Raw genomic sequence first — 19459 nt, 5'->3', positions numbered from 1 at the left:
ATGTCTGGAATGATCAGCCAATTTATTACCGAGGCAGCCGGCATTGCCGTTCTGCCGCCCATTGATAACAACTACACCACAGGTGGCGGTGACGTCGCTGTTGGTGCTTGTGTTGTTATCGCGTCAAAAGGCCCTGTTGGGAAAATCATCACAGCCACTGCAGATGACTGGGAAGATCTACTGGGCCGCCCTATGCCAATGAACCAAGGCACCAAAGCCGAAGGTTTACGCCACCTTAAAGATGCACTGGATTCGCTGCAATACTGCCACGTCGTGCGCGTTGTCGCTGATGATGCAAAATACCCATCTATCGCGCTACCTGTTGCTGATGGTGCGGCGGTGAAATCGTCACACAGCTACGGTACGACATTGAGCCTGTCTGCCGGTCACTGGCTGTCGGTTTACCCTGTGGACGGCGACCCATCGACTAAGCGCCGTATGGTGATCAGCGACGTCGATACGGATGCAGAGCGTTTCACGCTGTCTTTCCAAGAGCAAGTCAGCGGCGAATGGCAAACCCTGCAAGGTGAAAGCTTTGTGGTGGGCGTGAACGTTGATGATGTCGACGACTCTGGCCTTACTGCCTACCTGCCGAATGTGCTGGAAGAGCGCTCAGCGCGTTTCCGTGCAGAAATCGCAGCAACGGTCGACTTTGCCGTTGTGAAAGCCTGCGAAGAAGCCTTTGAAGGCGGTACCAATGGCGGCGAGCCAACGCTGGATAACTGGAAGGATGCTTGGGATCTACTCAAGACAGACGACATCGACTTTAACCTTTGTTTTGCTGCCGGTAACTATGAGCCGTCCGCGATTGCTCACATGATCACCATCGCTGATGGTCGTCTGGCGCAATTCCGTTTTGACGTACCGCCATGGTTAACCGAAGTGGCCGCAAAGCAGTGGTTGGAAGATGCCAACCTTGAGTCTTATCAGGCGTCTTGTTTCCACTATCCCTATAAAGCGACCGACGAATGGTACGGCGGTAAGAGTGTCTGGGGCTTGTCTGGTGGTGCCACTGCAGCGAAAGCGAAGTGTTTTGCCCAGCCAACCGGTCATGCCGCTGTTAAAGGGGCGCACTATACCGCTGCCGGTGAAAAGCGCGGCCTTGTGAACCGTCGTGGTATCGAGCCGCTACATCTGACTGGCAAGCTGCAGCCGACAGAGCTGGTGAAAGCGCGTATTAACCCTGTCGCCAAAGGCAAGGTGATCAATGACTGTCTGAATATCTGGCGCAAGAACAACTACCTGCGTTTTGAGCACACAACAGCCATTCTCAATGACCTGTGTCATGAGTTCCTGCAAGCCGCTGCCGTGGTCCAGTTTGAGCCTGATGGGTTTGTGCTGGAAAACCTGCAGGACCTTGCAGACAAGATCTGTAAGAAGCGCTTTGAAGCCGGTGCGTTCGTTGAGCCTCGCAATCCGAACAAAGACGGCAAAAACCCTTACCGTATCACGCTGAAGCAAGTCGAGCTGGACTACTGGCACATTGAAGTCGCTTATGCTCAAACCGGCGTGGCGCGTCGTATCGCAATTCAACCTCGCCTGATGGCGTAATGGAGTAAAAATGTACGGAACAGGTTATCCATTTGGTGGTTCTGATCCTGTGTTCGATGCAGCTGGCTTTGCGCCAGCTGCTAAAAAACCTGAGAGCAATGAATACACCATTCCAGAGCAAATTCTGGATGATGCCAGCAACGATCTGGGAGAAAAGCAGATCCGAGCGAATGCTATGGCCGCTGCGCTGACATGGTTGGAAGACAATGACGCCAGCTATTCAAACTTTGAAGCGATTGTTGCTGGTCTCGCTGATTTGGACGAAGACGGTGAGGTTACAGAGCCAGAAGAAGATCTATTCAACGAAATCTTAACCATGGCCGCAGACTCGCTGGTGGAACTGGGCGCCAATGCTGCCAATGTTCAGGGCTTCATTGATGATGAAAGCGAAGAGGCGGGTGAGAAGCTGCATACCTACCTCAACGATAAGCTTGCTGACAATGAAAAGTCTGATGACGAGCTGATCACTGAATATGCAGTGAAAGCCAAATTAGTGCTTGATGCGACTCAGCGCGTGGTCCGTAACGGTAAGGTGAAAGTCATTAAGAAGCCACTGAAGAAAAAACGTCTCTCTTCTGCGCAAAAAGCCGCACTGAAGAAGGCGCGTCGTAAGGCGAATAACTCAGGGGCGCGACGTAAACGTGCCAAATCCATGAAATCCCGTCGTCAGCGTAACATGTAATGGCGAAGGTCTGGCAATCCACAGGGGCGCGGACCGTTGGCAACAACGATCCGAAAGTCAGCCAATACCTCAAGTGCTGGATAAAGCAGGGTAACACCTGCGTTGTCGGTGTGATTGGGGAAGGCACGGCAAAAGAGCTGAATGCCAACTGGAACAGCCCTTTTGAGGGCGACTCTGTGGGTTCCAAGTTCAGCAAAGCCGGTGGCGTGCTGCAGTCAGGCACGGTTACAGAGTCAACCAATGGCATGACATCAATCACAACCCTCTCAAGCCGTCAGGTCTGGGAGGGCAACCAACCCCACGCATTCCCGATAACGCTCTCGCTGTATGCGTTATCAGACCCAAAAGCCGAAGTCGAAGACGCCATTATGGAGTTAGAGCGCATGTTCTCTCCTGAAGTAAACGCGATTTCACCGGTCGGGAATCCGGTAGGGGATGGCAATGCGGTCGGTCGAGTGCCGAGTTCTGTCATGGTCAACATCGGGCGCAATGTCGTGCTCAATGGTTGTGTGATTGAAAGTATGTCGGCCCCGCTGGACGGGCCTCGTAGCCGTGATGGATACCTGATGAAAGCTGACATTCAACTAATGATTCAATCTGAGGCAATGCTCAATCGTTCTCAGATCCCTTCAACTTACGGTTAATTGGAGCTAAACAATGGCTGTACCAAACGCAAAAGGGAACGTCGACTTACTGCGACAAGCCCACAAGAAAAACGTCGCGCTCGGTGAGCGTGCGGTCGCCTCGGATTTCATTGTCCGAATCGTAGAATATCCGGAAATTTCGGCACTGATCCGTACTTCTCAGCTGCCGGAAGAAAAGCGCGGTGAACCCGTTGAAGACTTCGGCCAGTACGGCCAAGGTTTCCGTCAGTACGGTGCCACTAAGCGTGATGGTGATATTGCGTGTCAAATCGTTGAAATCAAACGTGGTGACGTGATCAAGACCATTTCCAAAATCGTTGACAACAAAGAGTACGTCACGATTGAAATCGTGCTGCATGGTGAAGATATCGAAGAGAAGGGCTACCGACTTGAAGATACCATGATCGCAGCGGACCCATCGGATCTGGATGTTGAAAACCGTACTGGTACCGTGCGTGTGCCAGTGAACTTCCTGTACAACTGGTTTGAACGCATCGGAGGTTACGCAGGATGACCCCCAACGCCCTATTAGCTCGCGTCAAGGGACAGTTTATCACGCTGTACCATGACGAAGCAGATAAGCTCGAAGCCTTGCTTATTCAAGCGCTCAACGAGTATCAAGATAGGGCGGGTGTGATCCGGACTGTCACCGTGACACTGGACCAACAAAAAGCCGGCGGTATTGATGTACCGCCGCATTTCATGACCGTGGTAACGGCCAATGACGTTGATCAGGTCTGGCATGAAGTCACGGTAGAAGACGACAAGCTGAACATTGTGACCACGGAATACAGCGTGGCCCCGTTCAAAGTCCAATATCTGGAAGCGATCAGTCAATACGATTTAGACAATGATACGCTGCCAGCACACACCACAGGGATGCTGCAAAAGTATCTCAAAGTCCTTATCGACATCCCCAACACAGAGCGTGAGCAATACTCCCGCAGCGCTGCCGGCTTACCACTGGATGGAATGCCGCAATTGTCAGAGCTGTATGAGCGCAAACGCCAGTTAGAAGAAGAAATGGAAGAGTCGGGCAATATGCTGATGCCTTCCATGCTGCTTTAGGAGAGCGGCCATGCGCCACAATGACGTTTCAATCGGTACACCCTTATATTTCTACCAAATCACCCCAGAAGGGCCGCTGGTGGGCGAATGGCTCACTTGTGAAGTGACCGGCGAGCATGGGCAGGTTTGGCTGGTCAGTTACGAAGACAGAGTGTATGCCGTCGACAAGGCGACGTTAGTCAGTGAGCGAACGGCGTTTTACACCCAGAAAGCCCCTGAGAACGAGCCAAAGGGCCGCTATGCACTCTCTGAGTCATTGCGCCAGTACTTTATGGCAAACCGTCACCACAGAATGCCCTATGAGCTGATCCGTCAGATGTACGACTTGGTGAATGACCATGTGACAACGGGGGCGCCGGATGGCCGCTGATTTCAATCGTGAAAAGATGCTGGTTAAGAAAATGGTGCATACCTACTTCCAGCATCAATGGCAGTTCCGGTTGGAAATCGAAGAGCAACCGCTGGATTTTGAGATTTTCATCAAAGATGTCACCTACGGCCCTATTGAACTGGAATACGAACCGGTGAAAGTCGGGGTAAACCAGCTGCAGTTCCCGACAGGGGTAATGCCAGTGTCTATCTCAATGACCGTCCGTGACCATGACGACGAACGGATCCATAAGTGGTTTGCCGAGTGGACCGCCAAAGTGGCCAATGGGGATGGCACCGTGAACCCGCCGTTAAACCCAGACACCAAATGGATCAGGGACTGGAAAAAATACACCCTGATCCACAAAGGAACGGGCTTTGAAGAGGTGTTATCTGAAACCTATCCCGTTGCGCCGGTTCAACTGGGGGATGTGACCCAGAGCTATACCGAGCATTCATTTAAAGAGTTCCCGCTGACCGTTATTCAATTTCGGAGTTAATCATGTTTGCACCGTTCTCATTACCCAGCAAACCTATCCAGCAAGTGCTTATTCGAGAAGCGACCACAGCAGAAACACTGGATTTCTGTGATGTACTGCCCGAGCACGAAGAGTCATTGACTACCAAGTTTTTGAACACGATTCAGGACAAAGAGAGCTTTACGGACTGTCAGCAGTGGACCGCTGAAGACCGCCGTCTGGCGCTATTCTGGTACTGGATACATACCACGGATGACACCTTTGTTTCGCTGGATTATGAGTGCCCTCATTGCCAGGAAATGCACACCAATGAGTTTGACCTGCGCGATCTGGCCGAGGGCTACCAAGAAATCGAAGGGATGGCGAGCCGTGATCTGTCATTCGAAGGGCGAAAGTTGGTGATCTCGCCGCTCACCGGCAAGGATATGGAAGAGCTGGAAAACATGCGCCTTGCTTTGATGATGGAAAAAGAAGGTTCACCCGCCGCCACCCGTAAACAGGCTGAAATCCGTTTTCATAAGCTCAAAGCGGCCCTGTACATGGCAGATGATCATGAAGAGAAGCCGTATAAACGTGAATCCAACCTAAACAACTGGCTACGCGAGTTACCGGAAACCAAGTACAAAGCCCTGCAGTCCCACGTCACTGCAGCGTTGGAGAGCATGACTCACGGCCTGCCAAGCAAAATCATGGACGACGGCAAGATTATGTTGCGGTCGCCTCGTCACGTTTGCCCTACCATCAAGGCCAAAGAGAATAAGGAGGTGACAACTGAGTTGTTGCTTCCCTTTCGGGATTACAGCCGGATTCCGCGAGTATAGTAGCCGTTCTTGGGATGTCATGCTTAATGAGCTATCCCTTGATGCTGGTCAGCCGATAGACAGCCTGCTCTGCTCACCAAGAAGCCGTGTTTTGACCATGCACAAACGATACAGAAAGGCAGGGCAATCGTGACTATCAAAGAAACACAACAGGCAGAAATTGTCGTAGACCCAAAAACACTGTCACCTGAGCAACAGGTGACAGATGCAACCCAGCAAGAAGAGGATTATCAGCCTAAAATCCTCGCCATTCTTGATAAGATTGAGTCAAACACGTCTGCTCTGTTACGTCGGGAGCCATTGGCTGGTGGCTCAACGTTGGTTCAATCTTCTACGCATCAAAACAACACTGATTCAGTATCAAACAAGCATCAATCAAATGCTCAACAAGTATTTAATGCCAGCCGTGAGGCTGCGCAACGTCCTGTATCACGTCAGGCAGAGAAAGTGCCTGAGTCTGGTCGCCCACATCAAGCATTGCCGGCCACGCACAAAGCAACAGAGCGTGATTCTCAAACACGGTCAGAACAAGCCAAGCATAGGCTTACTGAGCGCGTTCACGAGCAAAATAACACCCTCACATCGCGTGATAGTGATGTTGTTCGAGAAGTCCAAGCCAGCGACCATACGCAGCGCACCGGTGACAACGAAAGCCAGCAGCGAGAGCGTGATTCTCAAGTCGTTATTGCAGGCGGTGAAAGCAAACCTCAAGAGACGGACAGCCAGCCAAGCAAGACCCCTGATGCTGGGGCGAAAGCCGGCCAACAGGTAGAGTCAAAAGGCAACCGTCAGGCTTCCGTTACGCCAGCGCTTGCCACGCCTGTTCAAAAAAAGGAACAGAAACCGCGCCATACTGCGCCTTCGGTATCGCCGGCAGCGGAGTCGAAGCCGACCCCCGCACAAAACCAGCGTGAAATTGAGCGTTCCGATCCGCAAACATCGACTCAATCAGTCGCCAGCACTGATAACCAGCCTCAAGATAATGCGCCTGATGATAAAGGAAGTGTCACTGCCAGCCAGCAGGCCCAAGAAGAGCAAAAAGAAAAGCGAGAACGCTCAGGCTTACTGAAAACGGTCGGGGACGTCTTCAAAAAGGCCACAGAAGAGCGCGAAGAACTGGAGGCGGGAGACACGGCCACGGATGCGGCAGGCTCAGCAATGGGCGGCTCCCTTTGGGAAGCGGCAAAAGAGGTCAAAGAGGCGACTGACGATGTAAAAAACAGCTCCCTCGGTCAAAAGGTCCTTGAGAAAGTCACAGGGAAGAAAGCTGACAGCAACGAAGCAGACGATCAGGCTCGTGATGATGCATCATCCAAAGAAATATTTGCGAAAGACAACCCCCACGGGCCAGTCAGGGACGAGAAAGGGCGATTCATTAAGCGAGCTGAGGCTCAGGCCCTAAACCATCCCGCCCCACCTTTGGAGGTTGAGCAAAAAACAGATACTCACAAAGCACTAAACGAGCATCAAGATAATACCAAAAGAAAAGACGAATCCCGTCAAAGTGAGGAGCATTCACGCGCTGTCGATGAGTCTAGTAATCGCAATCATACTGCCACTGTTCAAACTCAGCAGCAAACAGCAACCAGCAAAGAAGCATCGAGCCATACGGCGACGGATAACCGTCAGGACAGCATACATGATGAAAATACGATCCAGCGTGTTACTCAACAGCCGACCTCAGAGCTTGGGAATAAGCACCTGCAGATTGCCAGTCAGTCACACCATACTGACGACTCTCGGGAAGAGATCCAAGGCAATAGCCGCGAGCTGCAAGATAACCATCGCCAAACCGATCAAAGTAGTGCCAGCCGTTCAATTGATACTTATAGGGTATTAGACAAACATCAAAACAACACTCATAAGCAAAGCGAGTCTGAACACCAATCCAGCACACTGGACAAAGATAACCAGCGTTCTGCCAAGACCAGTGCTCACCAAGCTGATAAAAACAGTGACAACCGGATTTCTGATACTCACAAAGCATTAGATAGGTATCAAAACAATACTCAAAAGAGCAGAGAAAGCCACACTCAAAAGCAAAGTGAATCAGACCGCCAAAGCCGTGAGGTCGGTACGCACAATCAAACCAGTGTCACGTCTGCCAATGTCGTCAGAGAGAGAGAGCAGACCCGCAGCAATGAAGCGATTGCAGATCGATTGGATGAGCAGTACGACCTCTCTCAAGACCAACACAAAGAGCTGATCAAGACCATCGACAAGAAAGAGTTCGGTGGTGAAGGTGGCGGCTCCCTCATGGACAGCGTGAGTGAGCTGTCAGATATGTTTGGTGGTGGTGATGGCAAAGAGAAGGGGGGTGGTAAGCGACGTCGAGGCCGAGGTCGGAAAGGACGTTTAGGCTCTCTAATTGACCGTTTTAAAGGCAGCAAGGGCGCAGCAGGTAATGCATCGGCTCTAAAAGGCGCACCAACCACCAGACTCGGTCGCGTCGCTCAGGGTGTGAAGAATGCAACGGGAACGTTAGCCAATTCCGGTGTGGGCAAAGCCGCTGGTGGCGCTCTGAAAACCGTGGGTTCTGTTGCCAGTCGTGCCGCAGCCCCTGTCGCCGCACTGGCAACTGGGTACTTCAAATACAATGAGGTGAAAGACAGAGAAGATCTGACCGGTTCACAAAAAGCGGTCCAAGTCGGGGCCACCACAGCAGGCTCCCTTGGTGGCGCCAGTGCCGGCGCGGCCATGGGTGCCGCTATGGGTTCGGTGGTTCCTGTTGTTGGTACTCTGGTGGGCGGTTTGCTGGGGGCTGCAGTGGGTGGCTGGCTTGGCAGTAAGGGGGGTGACATTGTTGGTGAGGCGATCAGTGACAAGATGGAAGGCACTGACGGCAAAACACGCGCAGAGCGAGAAGCCGAAACTCTTCAGTCTACTACTGAGTCGAGTGAGTCCGTTACAACCAACGGCGATAAGTCGGAGCTTTCAACGAAAAATGCCGAATCCGCGCAGGTAGTGGCAACCAGTCGTACAGAATCTAGCGCTCAAGAGGCTGGCGCCGTTCACACCTTGCAAGCCTCTGAGGCAGCAGTCATGCCTGAGCAGTTAAAGGCACCTCTACCTGAGATCAGCCCTTCCAAAGCGGCAATGAGTCAGACCAGCAACAAGGAAACCCATACCGAGAAAACGGAAACCGTCGCCAAGATTGATGAGAAAAAACTGGGTAAAGCGATTGTCGATGCAATGAGTAAAGCTCAGCAACAAAGCGGTGTTAGTGCGTCCGCTTCCGGCCCTCGCTATGCTGCTTCTCAGTCGAAGTCGGCATCGGTTCCCGCACCAATTAAAACCGAGTTCGAAGATAAAACGCTCGTGTTGATGGCACATGACAGGATTTAACAATGGAAGAGCTTAATCACCTACTCAACGTTGACAGCACAGGCCTTGCCGTCGCATACGATGGCAAAGCCATGAACAACAACATAGAAGAGTGGTTTGAAAATCCAGAGCACACCATTGCGGATAACCCCGCTTGGGGGCACAACTTGGCGCCGTTTCAGTTTTGTGCGCAAACAGAAGACGACGCAGTGATGATGGAAATGGCGATCGTGGAAAAGTTACCCCGTGACGTTCAAGGCGTTGTTATCAAGGGGATCCGTGTGACCTTTCCAGACATCGATCTTTGCCGCATTGTCATTATCCATCAATACGGCCTGTACGATAATCCCAACATTCCACTGAGGTAGCCAATGAGCAATCTTGACAACAAGGCAGAAGCACGCGCTTCCTTTACCGACATCATTCGCAAAAAGCCGGTATTAGAGCCATTGGCTGACAGTCAGGTCATGCAGGGCGTCAATACCTTTCAAAACCTCGCTTTGGAATACGCGCTACACAAGTTGGAGCGAGCAAGGCAGGAAGGGTACCTGAGCACGGCATACAACCGTAGCTCGATTCTGGCGCTCGCAGAAGACCGTCAGTATATCCCACGCAAAGCCGCTCCTAGTCGCGGTCAAATCCGGATCCGGAATAAGCAAAACCGTGACCGAAGCGTCATGGCTTATTTTCCTATTGTCTCGGAAGATCAGGTTTACTACATGGTCAATGAGAGCGTGCGTGTGGCCGCTGGTGGCGAAGTGGTGGTGGATGGCTGTCAGGTCAAACGTCACGAGCTATCGTTTGTGGTTGAAAAAGAGCAGCCTTTCCTTGAATTTGAGTTTGGGAGAGCCATTAGTGTCAATTTGCATAAATTCAGAGTGTTTGTGGATATGGGTTCCGGCGCTGAAGAATGGTACCCAACGAACCGGTTCCGTAATGCACGCGCGGATAAAGTCTTTGATGAGTTTTACTCACACACCGATCAGGTCGGGATCCGATTTGGTAACAACATCTTTGGCCTTGTGCCAAGCAAAGGGGCGCAGATCACGGTTGAGCTGTGGTTGACTGAAGGTGACACCAAGCTGATGCCCAATCAGCCTCTGACGCCTGTCGATGATAATGCCGAAGACATCGAGTTTGAGACCGCTTCTGTCTTTACAGGCGGTGCAGCCAGAGAGGAAACCGACGAGCTTCGCCGTAACGCTCTGTATTACCCGCTCTATGATGATAACCACGTTTGGGATGATGACTACCTGTTCTTTATCAAGCAGCACTTCCCCGAGGTGATATGGGGCAATGTGTGGGGAGAGGCCGAGCAAGAAGAAATGGACGGCGAACTGAAGCTTGAGAACGTCAACAAGATCTTTCTCTGCGTCTACGCGCCGGATAACCCAAGTATCGGCAGTGAAATTCAGGCGTACATGCAAAAAAACATCCCTCAGTTTAACCGTCGGTACCACAACGTGCCCGTGGACGAGCAAGCATTCACAGCCAAAATTACCGGCAAGCTTCTACGCAGTATTACACTGACTGATGCTAAGAAGCTGATCAGCGATACGCTGTGGAACAATTACGGCAAAGATGCCAGCAGACGCAAAGCGAAGGCGCTAAAGCGCGACCTCTATCGCCTGATGAACGGACTCAACATCTTTGAGAGCGAAGATGATATTGAGATTGAAATTATCGGCCAATCGGAGCCGGAAAATCTCAAGCAAATGATATACATCGATCTTGATGCCACTATGAACCTGCTCGATGTCGACTATACAAATAACGCAAGGTTAAGTATTTACTAAGTATTAAAGACACACCTAATAAATACCCGCCTTAGGTAAAAAATCTTTTTGTCGTGGCGGGTGCTCACCTGAAACCGTACTCTCATTCAAGATTTTGAGTGAGGTTTTCCCGTGGCTGAAAAATGGTTAGTTGAGCGTCTGACAAAGAGCAAACAAGGCTCTCCCCAATGGGTAGCGCTGGCTGAAGCATTGGAAGAATACTGGGATACCCACTTTTTCAATGAGCTTCAAACCTTTGAAGACAGCAAGAACATATTTACCGCCAGTGAGGACCACCTCAATCAAAAGATTGCCGAGTTTGGCGATTACTTTGATACAGCCCTGCCGATCGACGAATCCGGCAAGCGCCTCTCTATCTCATGGCAACGAGACAACATCCACGAAAAAGACACCATCGTTCCATTCGTCAACGCATTGCGCGTTAACTTCGCAGGTTTGGGCGTGACGTGGGAGCCGTTGTACTCCAACAAGAGCCTGCCTTATGCCCGAGATAATCTGTTCACTGAGCAAGAGGTCCAGATCAAGAAATGGGATCTCAATGATTTCTGGATGACCTCTCGCGGCAAAATCGCCGTCGACTTAACGCACCTGCACAAGCTGGGAATGGCAAAAGAAACCTTTATTGCCATTGCTAAACGAGAGATTGAGCGCCTGAGACCGGCTCACATCGTGTATGACGGTGAGCTGTTCATTCTGACCATCAACTTTGACTATGCGCCGCAAAGCTACCATGTCGAGCGACAAACGATTGGAGAAAGGGGTGGCAGCATGGTTTATCGCCTCACTGCCTCATTTGACGACCGTCCCGCTGACGTGCCTTGGCTGGATGACAGCCCTCTGTATGTGGAGCACCGAAGAGGTACCACAACGAGCGAAGCGGACTTTGTCATTGGTGGTATGTCGTGGTCTCTCGACCTGTTTGTCGATCTGGGTGGTCGTCGTGTGCCATTGGCCGGAAAGGAAGGCGACATCATCAACGCGCTGCAGGAAATATCCAGCATCGAGCGTTACATTCCCGTTCAACATGCCGACCTACCACTGTCAGGCGCCTCGTTGACCGCGACCCGCTATCCTTGCCTGAATTTCAGTATGCACTATCACTTTGATGTAGTACCCGCTGACAGCATTCAGACCGACGCGAATGAGCCTATCCACGGACAGACTCGCACAACCGTAAAGCCAACGGCGATCAGTTACCAGCTGGGCGCGGATTGGTCACTTGACCTGTTTTTGGTTACGCCGTCAGGCTCAGTCCCGCTTGCGGGGAAAGAAGGCGAGTCGCTGCCACCAATGAAGCAGCACCGAACGCAACATCGAGCGTTTGAAGCAAAGGTTAATCCGACCAGTCAGTTGGTGATAAAACAAAAGCAGTCATGCCACGCCATTGATTACAGCGCGGGTTCCGGTCAGAGCCACGTCATATCAAAAGCGCCATGGATGAGTTATCAGCTGGGTGCAGATTGGTCTCTGGACCTGTTTATCACGACGCCTTATGGAACGGCGGCCATTGCCGGCAAAGAGGGCGACACTTTACCACCAACACGCCACCACAGGCTCAAGCTGCGCACATTTACAACGCAAGTTGAGCCGCTGAGCAATACCCATTTCAAACAAACGCAATCATTTTGCCCTGTGTTCTACAGTGCTCAAGTTGATTGCATTGTTCGAGAGTTTCCGTCTCAGCCTTATGAGCTAAACCAACCGGCTGAGATTAATCAAAATCCGTGGCTGGGATTTGACGAGATCCCAGCTGACTTTGCACCGTTAGACACACCACTTTGGAAATAGCGCTATGTCAACAAATCAACCATGGCAGATTGCAGAGCTACTGCCTCGTTTTTACGAAAAAAACGCTCTCTCAATTGCAGGACTGGCAAGCCAGTTCAAGATCGTAAAATTTAAATTCGGTCATGACCCGTTGCTGGTGGACGACAGTCAAACCCCGCCGGCCTTATCACCGTTCGATCCAGCGGGGACCGACATTAAAAACGTTTTCTACGAAGGTACCATCAATCCTTCCGAAGACGTGGTTTGGGCGAATGGTCGCTTGCTGTTCCGCTGCATCATGCCTGAAAACACATTGTCTGAGCCGAAACAGTACAGCCAAACCGGCCTATACGACGCAGACGGCGACTTAGTGGCAGTCAGTATTGATTTGCCAGACTGGGTAACACCGGAAGAAGGCATCAACACGCACCCATACGTTAACTTCCCAATTTCCGGAGAGTAATGGATGAACACATACCCACAACAACCGTTGGATGATCTGAGAGTAGACACGGCATGGCGTGAAAACTACTCTGGGGCATCCATGAACCAGAAGCTGCACGGCCTTTTGCCGAAAGGGGTGTACTCAGGCTTTGCGGTCAAACCAAAATCGGGACTCACCGTTGAAGTCTCAGGTGACGATCAGAACATTGCGGTACTGGAAGTCGGCACGTATTCACTGACGGCCAGAATGCCAAGCAATGTGAGCAAGCAGGTCACGCTCACTGCCGGCAAAACGCAGTATGTCGTGCTGGAAGCGCAATACGCAATGCATCAAGCCTCAACGATTGGTGTTTATGTGCGAGACACTGTGCCAAGTAACGCCATTATGCTGGCCAAAGTGACACTGCCAGCTGGCGCAACGTCGGTTCCTGCAGACAGTATTGAGCTGGCCTTGCCGTCTAAACCTGTCACCGCTGCCGATTATGCCGAACTGGCCGCTTACACCATCGACAACGGTCGTCGAACCTTGGAGCTTCAAGAAGAGCTGAACCAGCTCAAGAAGACGCTGGGGCTATAATTCTTACTCCCTCACGCCTTGAGGGAGTAAATTTTCCTGTTGATGCGATCCCACCACCCGCGCTCTACCATCGAACTGTTAACAACACAATCACAGTGTGGAGCGTTCCCGTGAGTTACTTATCTTTCGATTATGCCCAATTCAACGAAAAGGGCCTGAAGAAAGTCATTGACGAATTTAAGCGTCAGGATCTTCAGGTCACAAGTGTTGAGGCGGACAACAAAGCCAAACGACAGTCTGGTGTTCAGACTAAAAAAGCCACCCTTCATTTTGCTGATGGCCAGAAGCTCATGCTTCAAGCGACTGCGCAAGGGGCTATCTTCCAAGTTCGCCTTAATACGCGAGTCATTCCGATCAAGCATGTTGACGATCTCAAAAAAGCCGTGGCCGAGATCGCCGGCAAAGTCAGTGCAAACAGTAAGCAGTTTCAGAAAACTCTGAAAAAACGAGCATCCAGAGCCAGCAGCGCCAGCAAGGACTCAACCAGCCGCGCCAAAACCTCGCTGAAGGCTCAAATTGCACTCGCTAAATCGGATAACCAAGAGCTGGAAAGCTCTGTTCAGGAAAAGCGTCAGCAAAAACAGACGCTGGAAGAAGCTCTGCCGGCTAAAGAGCAGAGAAAGTCCGATATCAGTGCGCAAATCACCCAAGAATATTCGGTTTCCGAGCAGCTGGAAGCTGAACTTAAACAATTAGAGGAGCTGACCTCATGAACCCAGTGAACGGATTAAAAGTTTACGCAATGCCAGATCCACTGGCAAAAGGCTTTACACGCTCTCAAATCAAAGAAGCCATGTATCAGTTAACGGCAGATCCGGAGCAAGAGGCATTGATGCTGGAAGCGGAGCCGTTCGCAATCATGGATGCGGCCTATGTCGAAGGTGAGCGAGTGGAAGCCCACGACGGTTTTATTCTGGATGCGGTCACAACCAGTTATGCGACGTTCCCGCGCACGATGAAGGCCCTTGCTCGGGCGCTAAATCGTGCTTTGTCCAGCAGCAACATTACCGTGACTGCTCATGAGGTCGGAGAGCCGAAGAAAAACAACCTCTTTGCAACAGTGGCCGCGCAGTTCATCCTCAGCGACGGTCAGGCTGTCAGTGTGGTGTTTCATGCCCCAGATGAAGATCCCAAAGTGTTCAAGCCAGATGATGTCGTGATTGCGTTTCGCTGGCTGCTCAATAAGCGCGATATTACCCAAGTTGTGGCCCCTGAAATGAACAAAGGGAAGATGCGCGAAGTCTCCCTGTCGACGATCGGTAAACGCATTGGCAATATTGCCGCTGCCAACTCAGAAGCCTTTCAGGCCAAGCAAAAAGAAGTGACGGAATCGCGCAATGAGTTAGCCAGCCTGCAGGAATCGTCCAACGCTTTACTGGATGAACTCAATACACTCACGACAGAAGTCGCGCAACTGGAAGGCCGAGACAAAGAACTTGAGCACATGGTCACAGTGAAGTCAGACGAGCTGGCCGAGCGCCAACGCTACAACGATAGCCTGCGTGAGAAGATTTCCGCTCTGAAAGCAGCACAACCAGAGCCTGAACCATCACCCGAGCCATCACAAGGCGAAGGAGAGCCTCAACCAGAAGAAAATGCGGCCTTAGAGCGCTTTAGACTGGTCGAACCTTCATTATTTAAGGATGTCGTGGCATCAATCAGCACCATTGCAGCTATTGACCGAGGTGAAGAGAAAGGGTTAACTCGCTCACTCTTTGTAAGTTCGATTGTTAACAAGTTAAAAACTCGACATAACAATGGGCAATCCGAAGTTGTTGATGCTGCACTGGATTTTATCTCTGAAGCGCAAAAGTCTCTCGATAAGCCGATCATTTCCGCTCGAAATGGGGTTTGGTCTTTACATAGCAATGCCGCTGGCAGTAAGGAAGAGAAGGATGAGAATGCCGCACCGGATGCGCCAGAAACACCATCAACGCCTGAAGATACGCCGACAGAGACGCCAGACACACCGGATGAGTCCCAAAAAGGGGAAAATGACGACATGAATGAACAATCTGTAGGTGATAAGCCCCAAGCGGTACTAACATTAGAAAATATCGTCAATGGTGTACATGATGATGTTGCTGCAGATGATGTGCTTGAAATGATAGAAGAAGCCAGCGAAGAGTTAGAAAAACTGGGGCTGGTGGAAGAATACGATGCCCTGATCGGCTCAGCGGTAGAGAAATACGCAGAGCTTGATGAAAAGCAGGAGTAATAAGCATGTTGTCTGGTGTAGAAAAGCTCAAGCTGGCAAAGGAGATACGCCAGCTAAGAGCGCAAATTAAAAGCGCATCAATAAAAGGGATTGAGAAGTTGAAAATTGCCAAGCAAATAAAGGCAATTCGCGCTCAAATTGTGGGTGGTGCTCAAAAGCTCGCTTCTCGGCTTGATGAACTCATAGGGGGTAAGTTTGATCACCTAGAGCCAGTCAAGTTTATCGCTATTGTGCGTGAAATTTCCGAAGAGTCGGGCGAATTTGAGTCCGTTAAGCAACCAGTAATTAACTATGTCGAAAAAAGACTCCCAGCCTAAAAAGAAGGCAGTCATTTCCGCCATGCAAGCGTCCAGTGAGATTGACGGCCTGAGTGCCGTCTTTCTTGCGGCCTTTGGGGAAGTGATCAGTGCCCAGACGCACCAAGCGAAGGCACTAAAACAAAAATTAATCGACACCGACGATGACTTAGAGAAATTCCAAGTGTGGCGGGACATTGTTTCGCTGCAAGTTGAATTGAGCCGGTATAACGACAACCGGTTGGAAACCATTTCAGAGCAGGGCGCCGACCTTAACAGCTTGCGACAAGCCTATATTGTCCCTGACGACCTTGACGAGAGACAGCGCCAGTTTTGGCAACAAAGCGGCGAAAGCTTCTTGAAAGCGGTGATTTCTCCTGAGAAGGCGCAATCACTCAAAGATGTCGCGCACAGCATCAATGAGCTATTGCGCAGCAATCCTGACATCAATGAAAAAATTGAACGTCTCGAAAGTGAGTACATTTCGCCACTGGCTGAAAAGGCCAGAGGGGTGATCGGTCAAATTACAGAAAAAGGGCAAAGCGAAGCCCTGATGTCCGAATTCGAAATGATCCGCTCAGCCATTGAGTCTGCACACCGGACCCAAATTGATCCAGTTCTCATGGCGTCCAGTGGTGAGCTGGACCAAGCTGCCAAAGCGCAGCTGCAGTCACTGCAAGAGCAAAAGAAACGTATTGGCACTGAACTCATGTCCAATGTCTATGACGCGCTGATTGAGCGCTCAAGCGTTTCTCAGGAAGAAGCGGACCTATGGGCGTCAAAACAGGAGATCAGCGCCTCAGCGGTGGCGAGAATGCGCAAATCGGGCTATCCCGAGTCTGAAGTGCGTCGTGATATGGCAACCTACTACCGATTGATCAGCGGACGGCTCGACAATGTTCGCCTTGTCACTACCGGCAGTAAGCGTGCCAGCGCAATCATTAATACGGCCACAATAGATATCGACCATGACTTTGACCGGCGCACGCTCTTTCATGAAATGAGCCATTTACTCGAAGCGGATGAGTCCGTCAAGCTGGCAAACCAACGCTTTATCCAAAAACGTGCCTCGGGTACCCCACAGCGATTGAGCGAACTCACCAATAACCGCTCCTACAAAAGCGACGAGGTGGCGATCCCCGACAACTTCTACTCACCGTATGTCGGCAAGGTGTATGCGAGCGGGGCTACCGAAGTGGCGTCTATGGGTATTCAGCAATTTTCATCACTGGAAAGCATGTACGCCCTGTATGACAGCGACGAAGAAATGTTCACGCTTATGGTTGGCATGATGACAGGCGTTAACGACACCTTGATACAGCGCCAGAAAAAGCAGCTCGAAAGACAGGTCCATGGTGATGCTTTTGGTACTGCCGTTAAGAAGATTGTGGACAAGCTATCATGGCACGACGGCCATCGAATGAGTTCAGATGAAGCATGGCAGCAAGCACTCACAGGGAAAGGGAAAACCAATGCTCACAATAAGAAGTGGGGATGGAAGCGCACCCTTGGAAGTTGCGAACTGTTCCCTGCAAAAGCCCCGCGCCAGCGAAAGCAGATATATGGTGTAACCGTGGCTGGTGGTGACGACACACAACCGAAGCGGCACTTTTTCAGAGAGAAATTGCAGGCAGAGATTTTCGTGTATCTTCACGAGTTGTCTACCAGAGATATTAAGCCGTTACCTCAAAGCGCCTTTTATCTTGCCTGCAATAATCAAGCACCAGATTGGTATCAAGTTGATACTGAATTACCACTTATCTAGTACCTATTCCGGCTCCTTGCCTGAGACTTGGAGCCGGTTTAATGCTCACTCGCACCCAAGCACCCTCGACATACCCTCAACTACGCTCAGCCGGATCCGAGCCAATGAAAGCTCACGCTTCGCCTGCGCCAGTCCTTCCTCAGCCATTTCCTTGGCTGACGATGACACTTTGGCCTCACTGTGCAGCACGGGGAGGTCTTTCTCGGTGAAAAATTCCAATACATGCGGCTGAAAAAGCTCAACCGGTGGCGTGGAGTAGCCCTGATGAACCGCTCGTTCGTAAATTCGCTCGAACTTGTCAGAGTTCGTGTGTTTACAGTAGGTCAGAAACCTATCTCGCATGGTCCGATCGGACACGTTAATCATGACTGCAGCATCATGGATGCGAGCGCCAAGGAAAATAGACAGGATCGCTTTTCTCGTCTCTTCACAGTAGGGGGAAAGCGTTCCTCCTTTCGAATGAAAAGTTGAGGGCGAGCCATTCTGAATCGCTTCATTCTCTGAAATCGTGACATCCGTTTCCCTGTGTCCTGCAGACTCAATAAAGCCCGTTCCAAAATCCGATTTCTCAATATGAGTTATCACAGTATGAAAGTAGTCACCTAGCACTACGTCTTCTCCTTTTTCTTATTATGGAAGTACAACCTTTGCACCAACATAGATACTGTTCAAATATACAGTATCTTACATCTTTTTTATATAAATCAAAGACTCAATAGTGGGCGAGTATGCATAAGAACCCGTATGTTGTATGTAGACAAAAACGTCCACAAACCTAACGAATACGGAATGAGTCGGTCTTGGTGATTAGCTTGGTTGATGAGCAAGTAGACAATAAAGTGCGCAGCTCAGACACGCTGTAGCCGGTCTTATCTCGTATGCGTGCCTTCATTGAGCGCACGGTAGAAGGCGTTACGCCCAGTCTCTCTGCGGATTCTTTGTCTGAAAGGCCCATGCGCTTACAAAAGATGAGTCTGGTTTCTGCCATGCTGAGGGGGTTTGCGAGATCGGCAAAATCGGGCACTTTGACGTGCCTAGATTCGGTAACGCGAAAGAAATCATTAATCAAAAATGTGGTGCCCATCAAATTTCCGTTGAGGTCCACTAACGGGTATTTTTGGGTTTCAATGGTATGCAATTTGACACTGCTGCCGAAAAAATAATCGCAATCTGCAAATACCATAGCTTGGTGCTCTTCCATAATGAGCTTATCTTGGATGGCATATCCTTGAGCGACTTCATCACTGACACACGTCGGCATTTCTTCTAAGCGCTTACCATAAAAAGCGTAGCCGCAAGGCAGGTCTACCAGTTCGCGGTAATGGCAATTCATCACAAGGTACTCAGAATCCAGCCCTTTGATCCCCGCCGGCCCAGGATATCGCATCAATTCAGCCACAAGGCAATCACAGAGCACGAACTGGCCCGAGTGGATGCCGTGGTGAATCGACGTATCCTTTCGGGGATAGCATCGTCGACACAGGTGTTTGTTCTTCTCTAAGCATTCATTATAAGTATTTGCGGCCATTCTACCCTCTAAAGTTTTACAAGACCGCCAACTGCAAAGCGTAATTTATATGTTAATTATTATATTAATTTATAGTGTAGGCCAATTTCGGACAGTTTTGTGTTGATGCCCGTATTTATGCGCCTTGTTA

Annotated in this window: 20 protein-coding genes; 18 read left to right on the top strand and 2 right to left on the bottom strand. The window is 50.6% G+C overall.

The features are described from left to right. The 18 genes from CAG68_RS05100 (at position 1) to CAG68_RS05015 (ending at position 17801) form a co-directional block, all read left to right on the top strand. Positions 1–1551 carry a hypothetical protein gene (locus CAG68_RS05100; protein WP_083135867.1) on the top strand — a complete coding sequence of 517 codons (1551 nt, stop codon included), beginning with the start codon at positions 1–3 and terminating at the stop codon, positions 1549–1551. A gap of 10 nt (positions 1552–1561) precedes the next feature. Further along, entirely contained in the window at positions 1562–2233 is a 672-nt protein-coding gene (locus tag CAG68_RS05095; RefSeq protein WP_012219856.1) for a hypothetical protein, read from the top strand. A 110-nt stretch (positions 2234–2343) separates the two neighbouring features. Next, a complete protein-coding gene (locus CAG68_RS05090) occupies positions 2344–2877 on the top strand; it encodes a hypothetical protein (RefSeq protein ID WP_227741527.1) in 534 nt (177 codons plus the stop codon). 13 nt (positions 2878–2890) lie between these two features. Next, positions 2891–3391 (top strand): hypothetical protein, encoded by a 501-nt coding sequence (locus CAG68_RS05085; RefSeq protein ID WP_012219903.1) that lies wholly within the window; start codon positions 2891–2893, stop codon positions 3389–3391. Continuing rightward, a complete protein-coding gene (locus tag CAG68_RS05080; RefSeq protein ID WP_031847567.1) occupies positions 3388–3945 on the top strand; it encodes a hypothetical protein in 558 nt (185 codons plus the stop codon). Before CAG68_RS05085 ends, CAG68_RS05080 begins: the two co-directional genes overlap by 4 nt. A gap of 103 nt (positions 3946–4048) precedes the next feature. Further along, positions 4049–4315, top strand: coding sequence for a hypothetical protein (locus CAG68_RS05075; RefSeq protein ID WP_237667845.1), 267 nt, complete (start codon positions 4049–4051; stop codon positions 4313–4315). Next, positions 4305–4814 carry a hypothetical protein gene (locus tag CAG68_RS05070; RefSeq protein ID WP_014980795.1) on the top strand — a complete coding sequence of 170 codons (510 nt, stop codon included), beginning with the start codon at positions 4305–4307 and terminating at the stop codon, positions 4812–4814. Before CAG68_RS05075 ends, CAG68_RS05070 begins: the two co-directional genes overlap by 11 nt. A 2-nt stretch (positions 4815–4816) precedes the next feature. After that, positions 4817–5614, top strand: a complete 798-nt coding sequence (locus CAG68_RS05065; protein WP_031847569.1) for a hypothetical protein — start codon at positions 4817–4819, stop codon at positions 5612–5614. Positions 5615–5743: 129 nt separating this feature from the next. After that, positions 5744–8959, top strand: coding sequence for a hypothetical protein (locus CAG68_RS05060; RefSeq protein ID WP_161440849.1), 3216 nt, complete (start codon positions 5744–5746; stop codon positions 8957–8959). Between the two features lie 2 nt (positions 8960–8961). Further along, on the top strand, positions 8962–9306 hold the full coding sequence (locus CAG68_RS05055) for a hypothetical protein (protein ID WP_012219872.1): 345 nt from the start codon (positions 8962–8964) through the stop codon (positions 9304–9306). Between the two features lie 3 nt (positions 9307–9309). After that, positions 9310–10734: a lipopolysaccharide biosynthesis protein BplA gene (locus tag CAG68_RS05050; RefSeq protein ID WP_140352431.1), complete on the top strand. Its 1425-nt coding sequence runs from the start codon at positions 9310–9312 to the stop codon at positions 10732–10734. Between the two features lie 111 nt (positions 10735–10845). After that, a complete protein-coding gene (locus CAG68_RS05045; protein ID WP_161440848.1) occupies positions 10846–12522 on the top strand; it encodes a hypothetical protein in 1677 nt (558 codons plus the stop codon). Positions 12523–12526: 4 nt separating this feature from the next. After that, on the top strand, positions 12527–12964 hold the full coding sequence (locus tag CAG68_RS05040) for a hypothetical protein (RefSeq protein WP_012219881.1): 438 nt from the start codon (positions 12527–12529) through the stop codon (positions 12962–12964). Positions 12965–12967: 3 nt separating this feature from the next. Continuing rightward, entirely contained in the window at positions 12968–13522 is a 555-nt protein-coding gene (locus tag CAG68_RS05035) for a hypothetical protein (RefSeq protein ID WP_161440847.1), read from the top strand. Between the two features lie 110 nt (positions 13523–13632). Then, positions 13633–14235, top strand: a complete 603-nt coding sequence (locus CAG68_RS05030; protein WP_020195279.1) for a hypothetical protein — start codon at positions 13633–13635, stop codon at positions 14233–14235. After that, a complete protein-coding gene (locus CAG68_RS05025; protein WP_161440846.1) occupies positions 14232–15740 on the top strand; it encodes a hypothetical protein in 1509 nt (502 codons plus the stop codon). Before CAG68_RS05030 ends, CAG68_RS05025 begins: the two co-directional genes overlap by 4 nt. Before the next feature lie 5 nt (positions 15741–15745). Next, a complete protein-coding gene (locus CAG68_RS05020; RefSeq protein WP_012219924.1) occupies positions 15746–16057 on the top strand; it encodes a hypothetical protein in 312 nt (103 codons plus the stop codon). Next, positions 16032–17801 (top strand): hypothetical protein, encoded by a 1770-nt coding sequence (locus tag CAG68_RS05015; RefSeq protein ID WP_161440845.1) that lies wholly within the window; start codon positions 16032–16034, stop codon positions 17799–17801. Before CAG68_RS05020 ends, CAG68_RS05015 begins: the two co-directional genes overlap by 26 nt. 45 nt (positions 17802–17846) lie before the next feature. Here the strand turns inward: CAG68_RS05015 and CAG68_RS22315 are convergent, their stop codons facing one another. Further along, positions 17847–18410, bottom strand: a complete 564-nt coding sequence (locus CAG68_RS22315; protein WP_237667844.1) for a hypothetical protein — start codon at positions 18408–18410, stop codon at positions 17847–17849. Positions 18411–18576: 166 nt separating this feature from the next. Continuing rightward, positions 18577–19188 carry a hypothetical protein gene (locus tag CAG68_RS05005; RefSeq protein WP_031847577.1) on the bottom strand — a complete coding sequence of 204 codons (612 nt, stop codon included), beginning with the start codon at positions 19186–19188 and terminating at the stop codon, positions 18577–18579. Positions 19189–19459 lie beyond the last annotated feature (271 nt).

Origin of the sequence: Vibrio sp. V42_P2S4T144, assembly GCF_009904715.1 — a bacterium.
Taxonomy (GTDB): Bacteria; Pseudomonadota; Gammaproteobacteria; order Enterobacterales; family Vibrionaceae; genus Vibrio; species Vibrio alginolyticus.
Note: the sequence above shows the minus strand (reverse complement) of the source record. Positions and strands in the feature narration are given on the sequence as shown.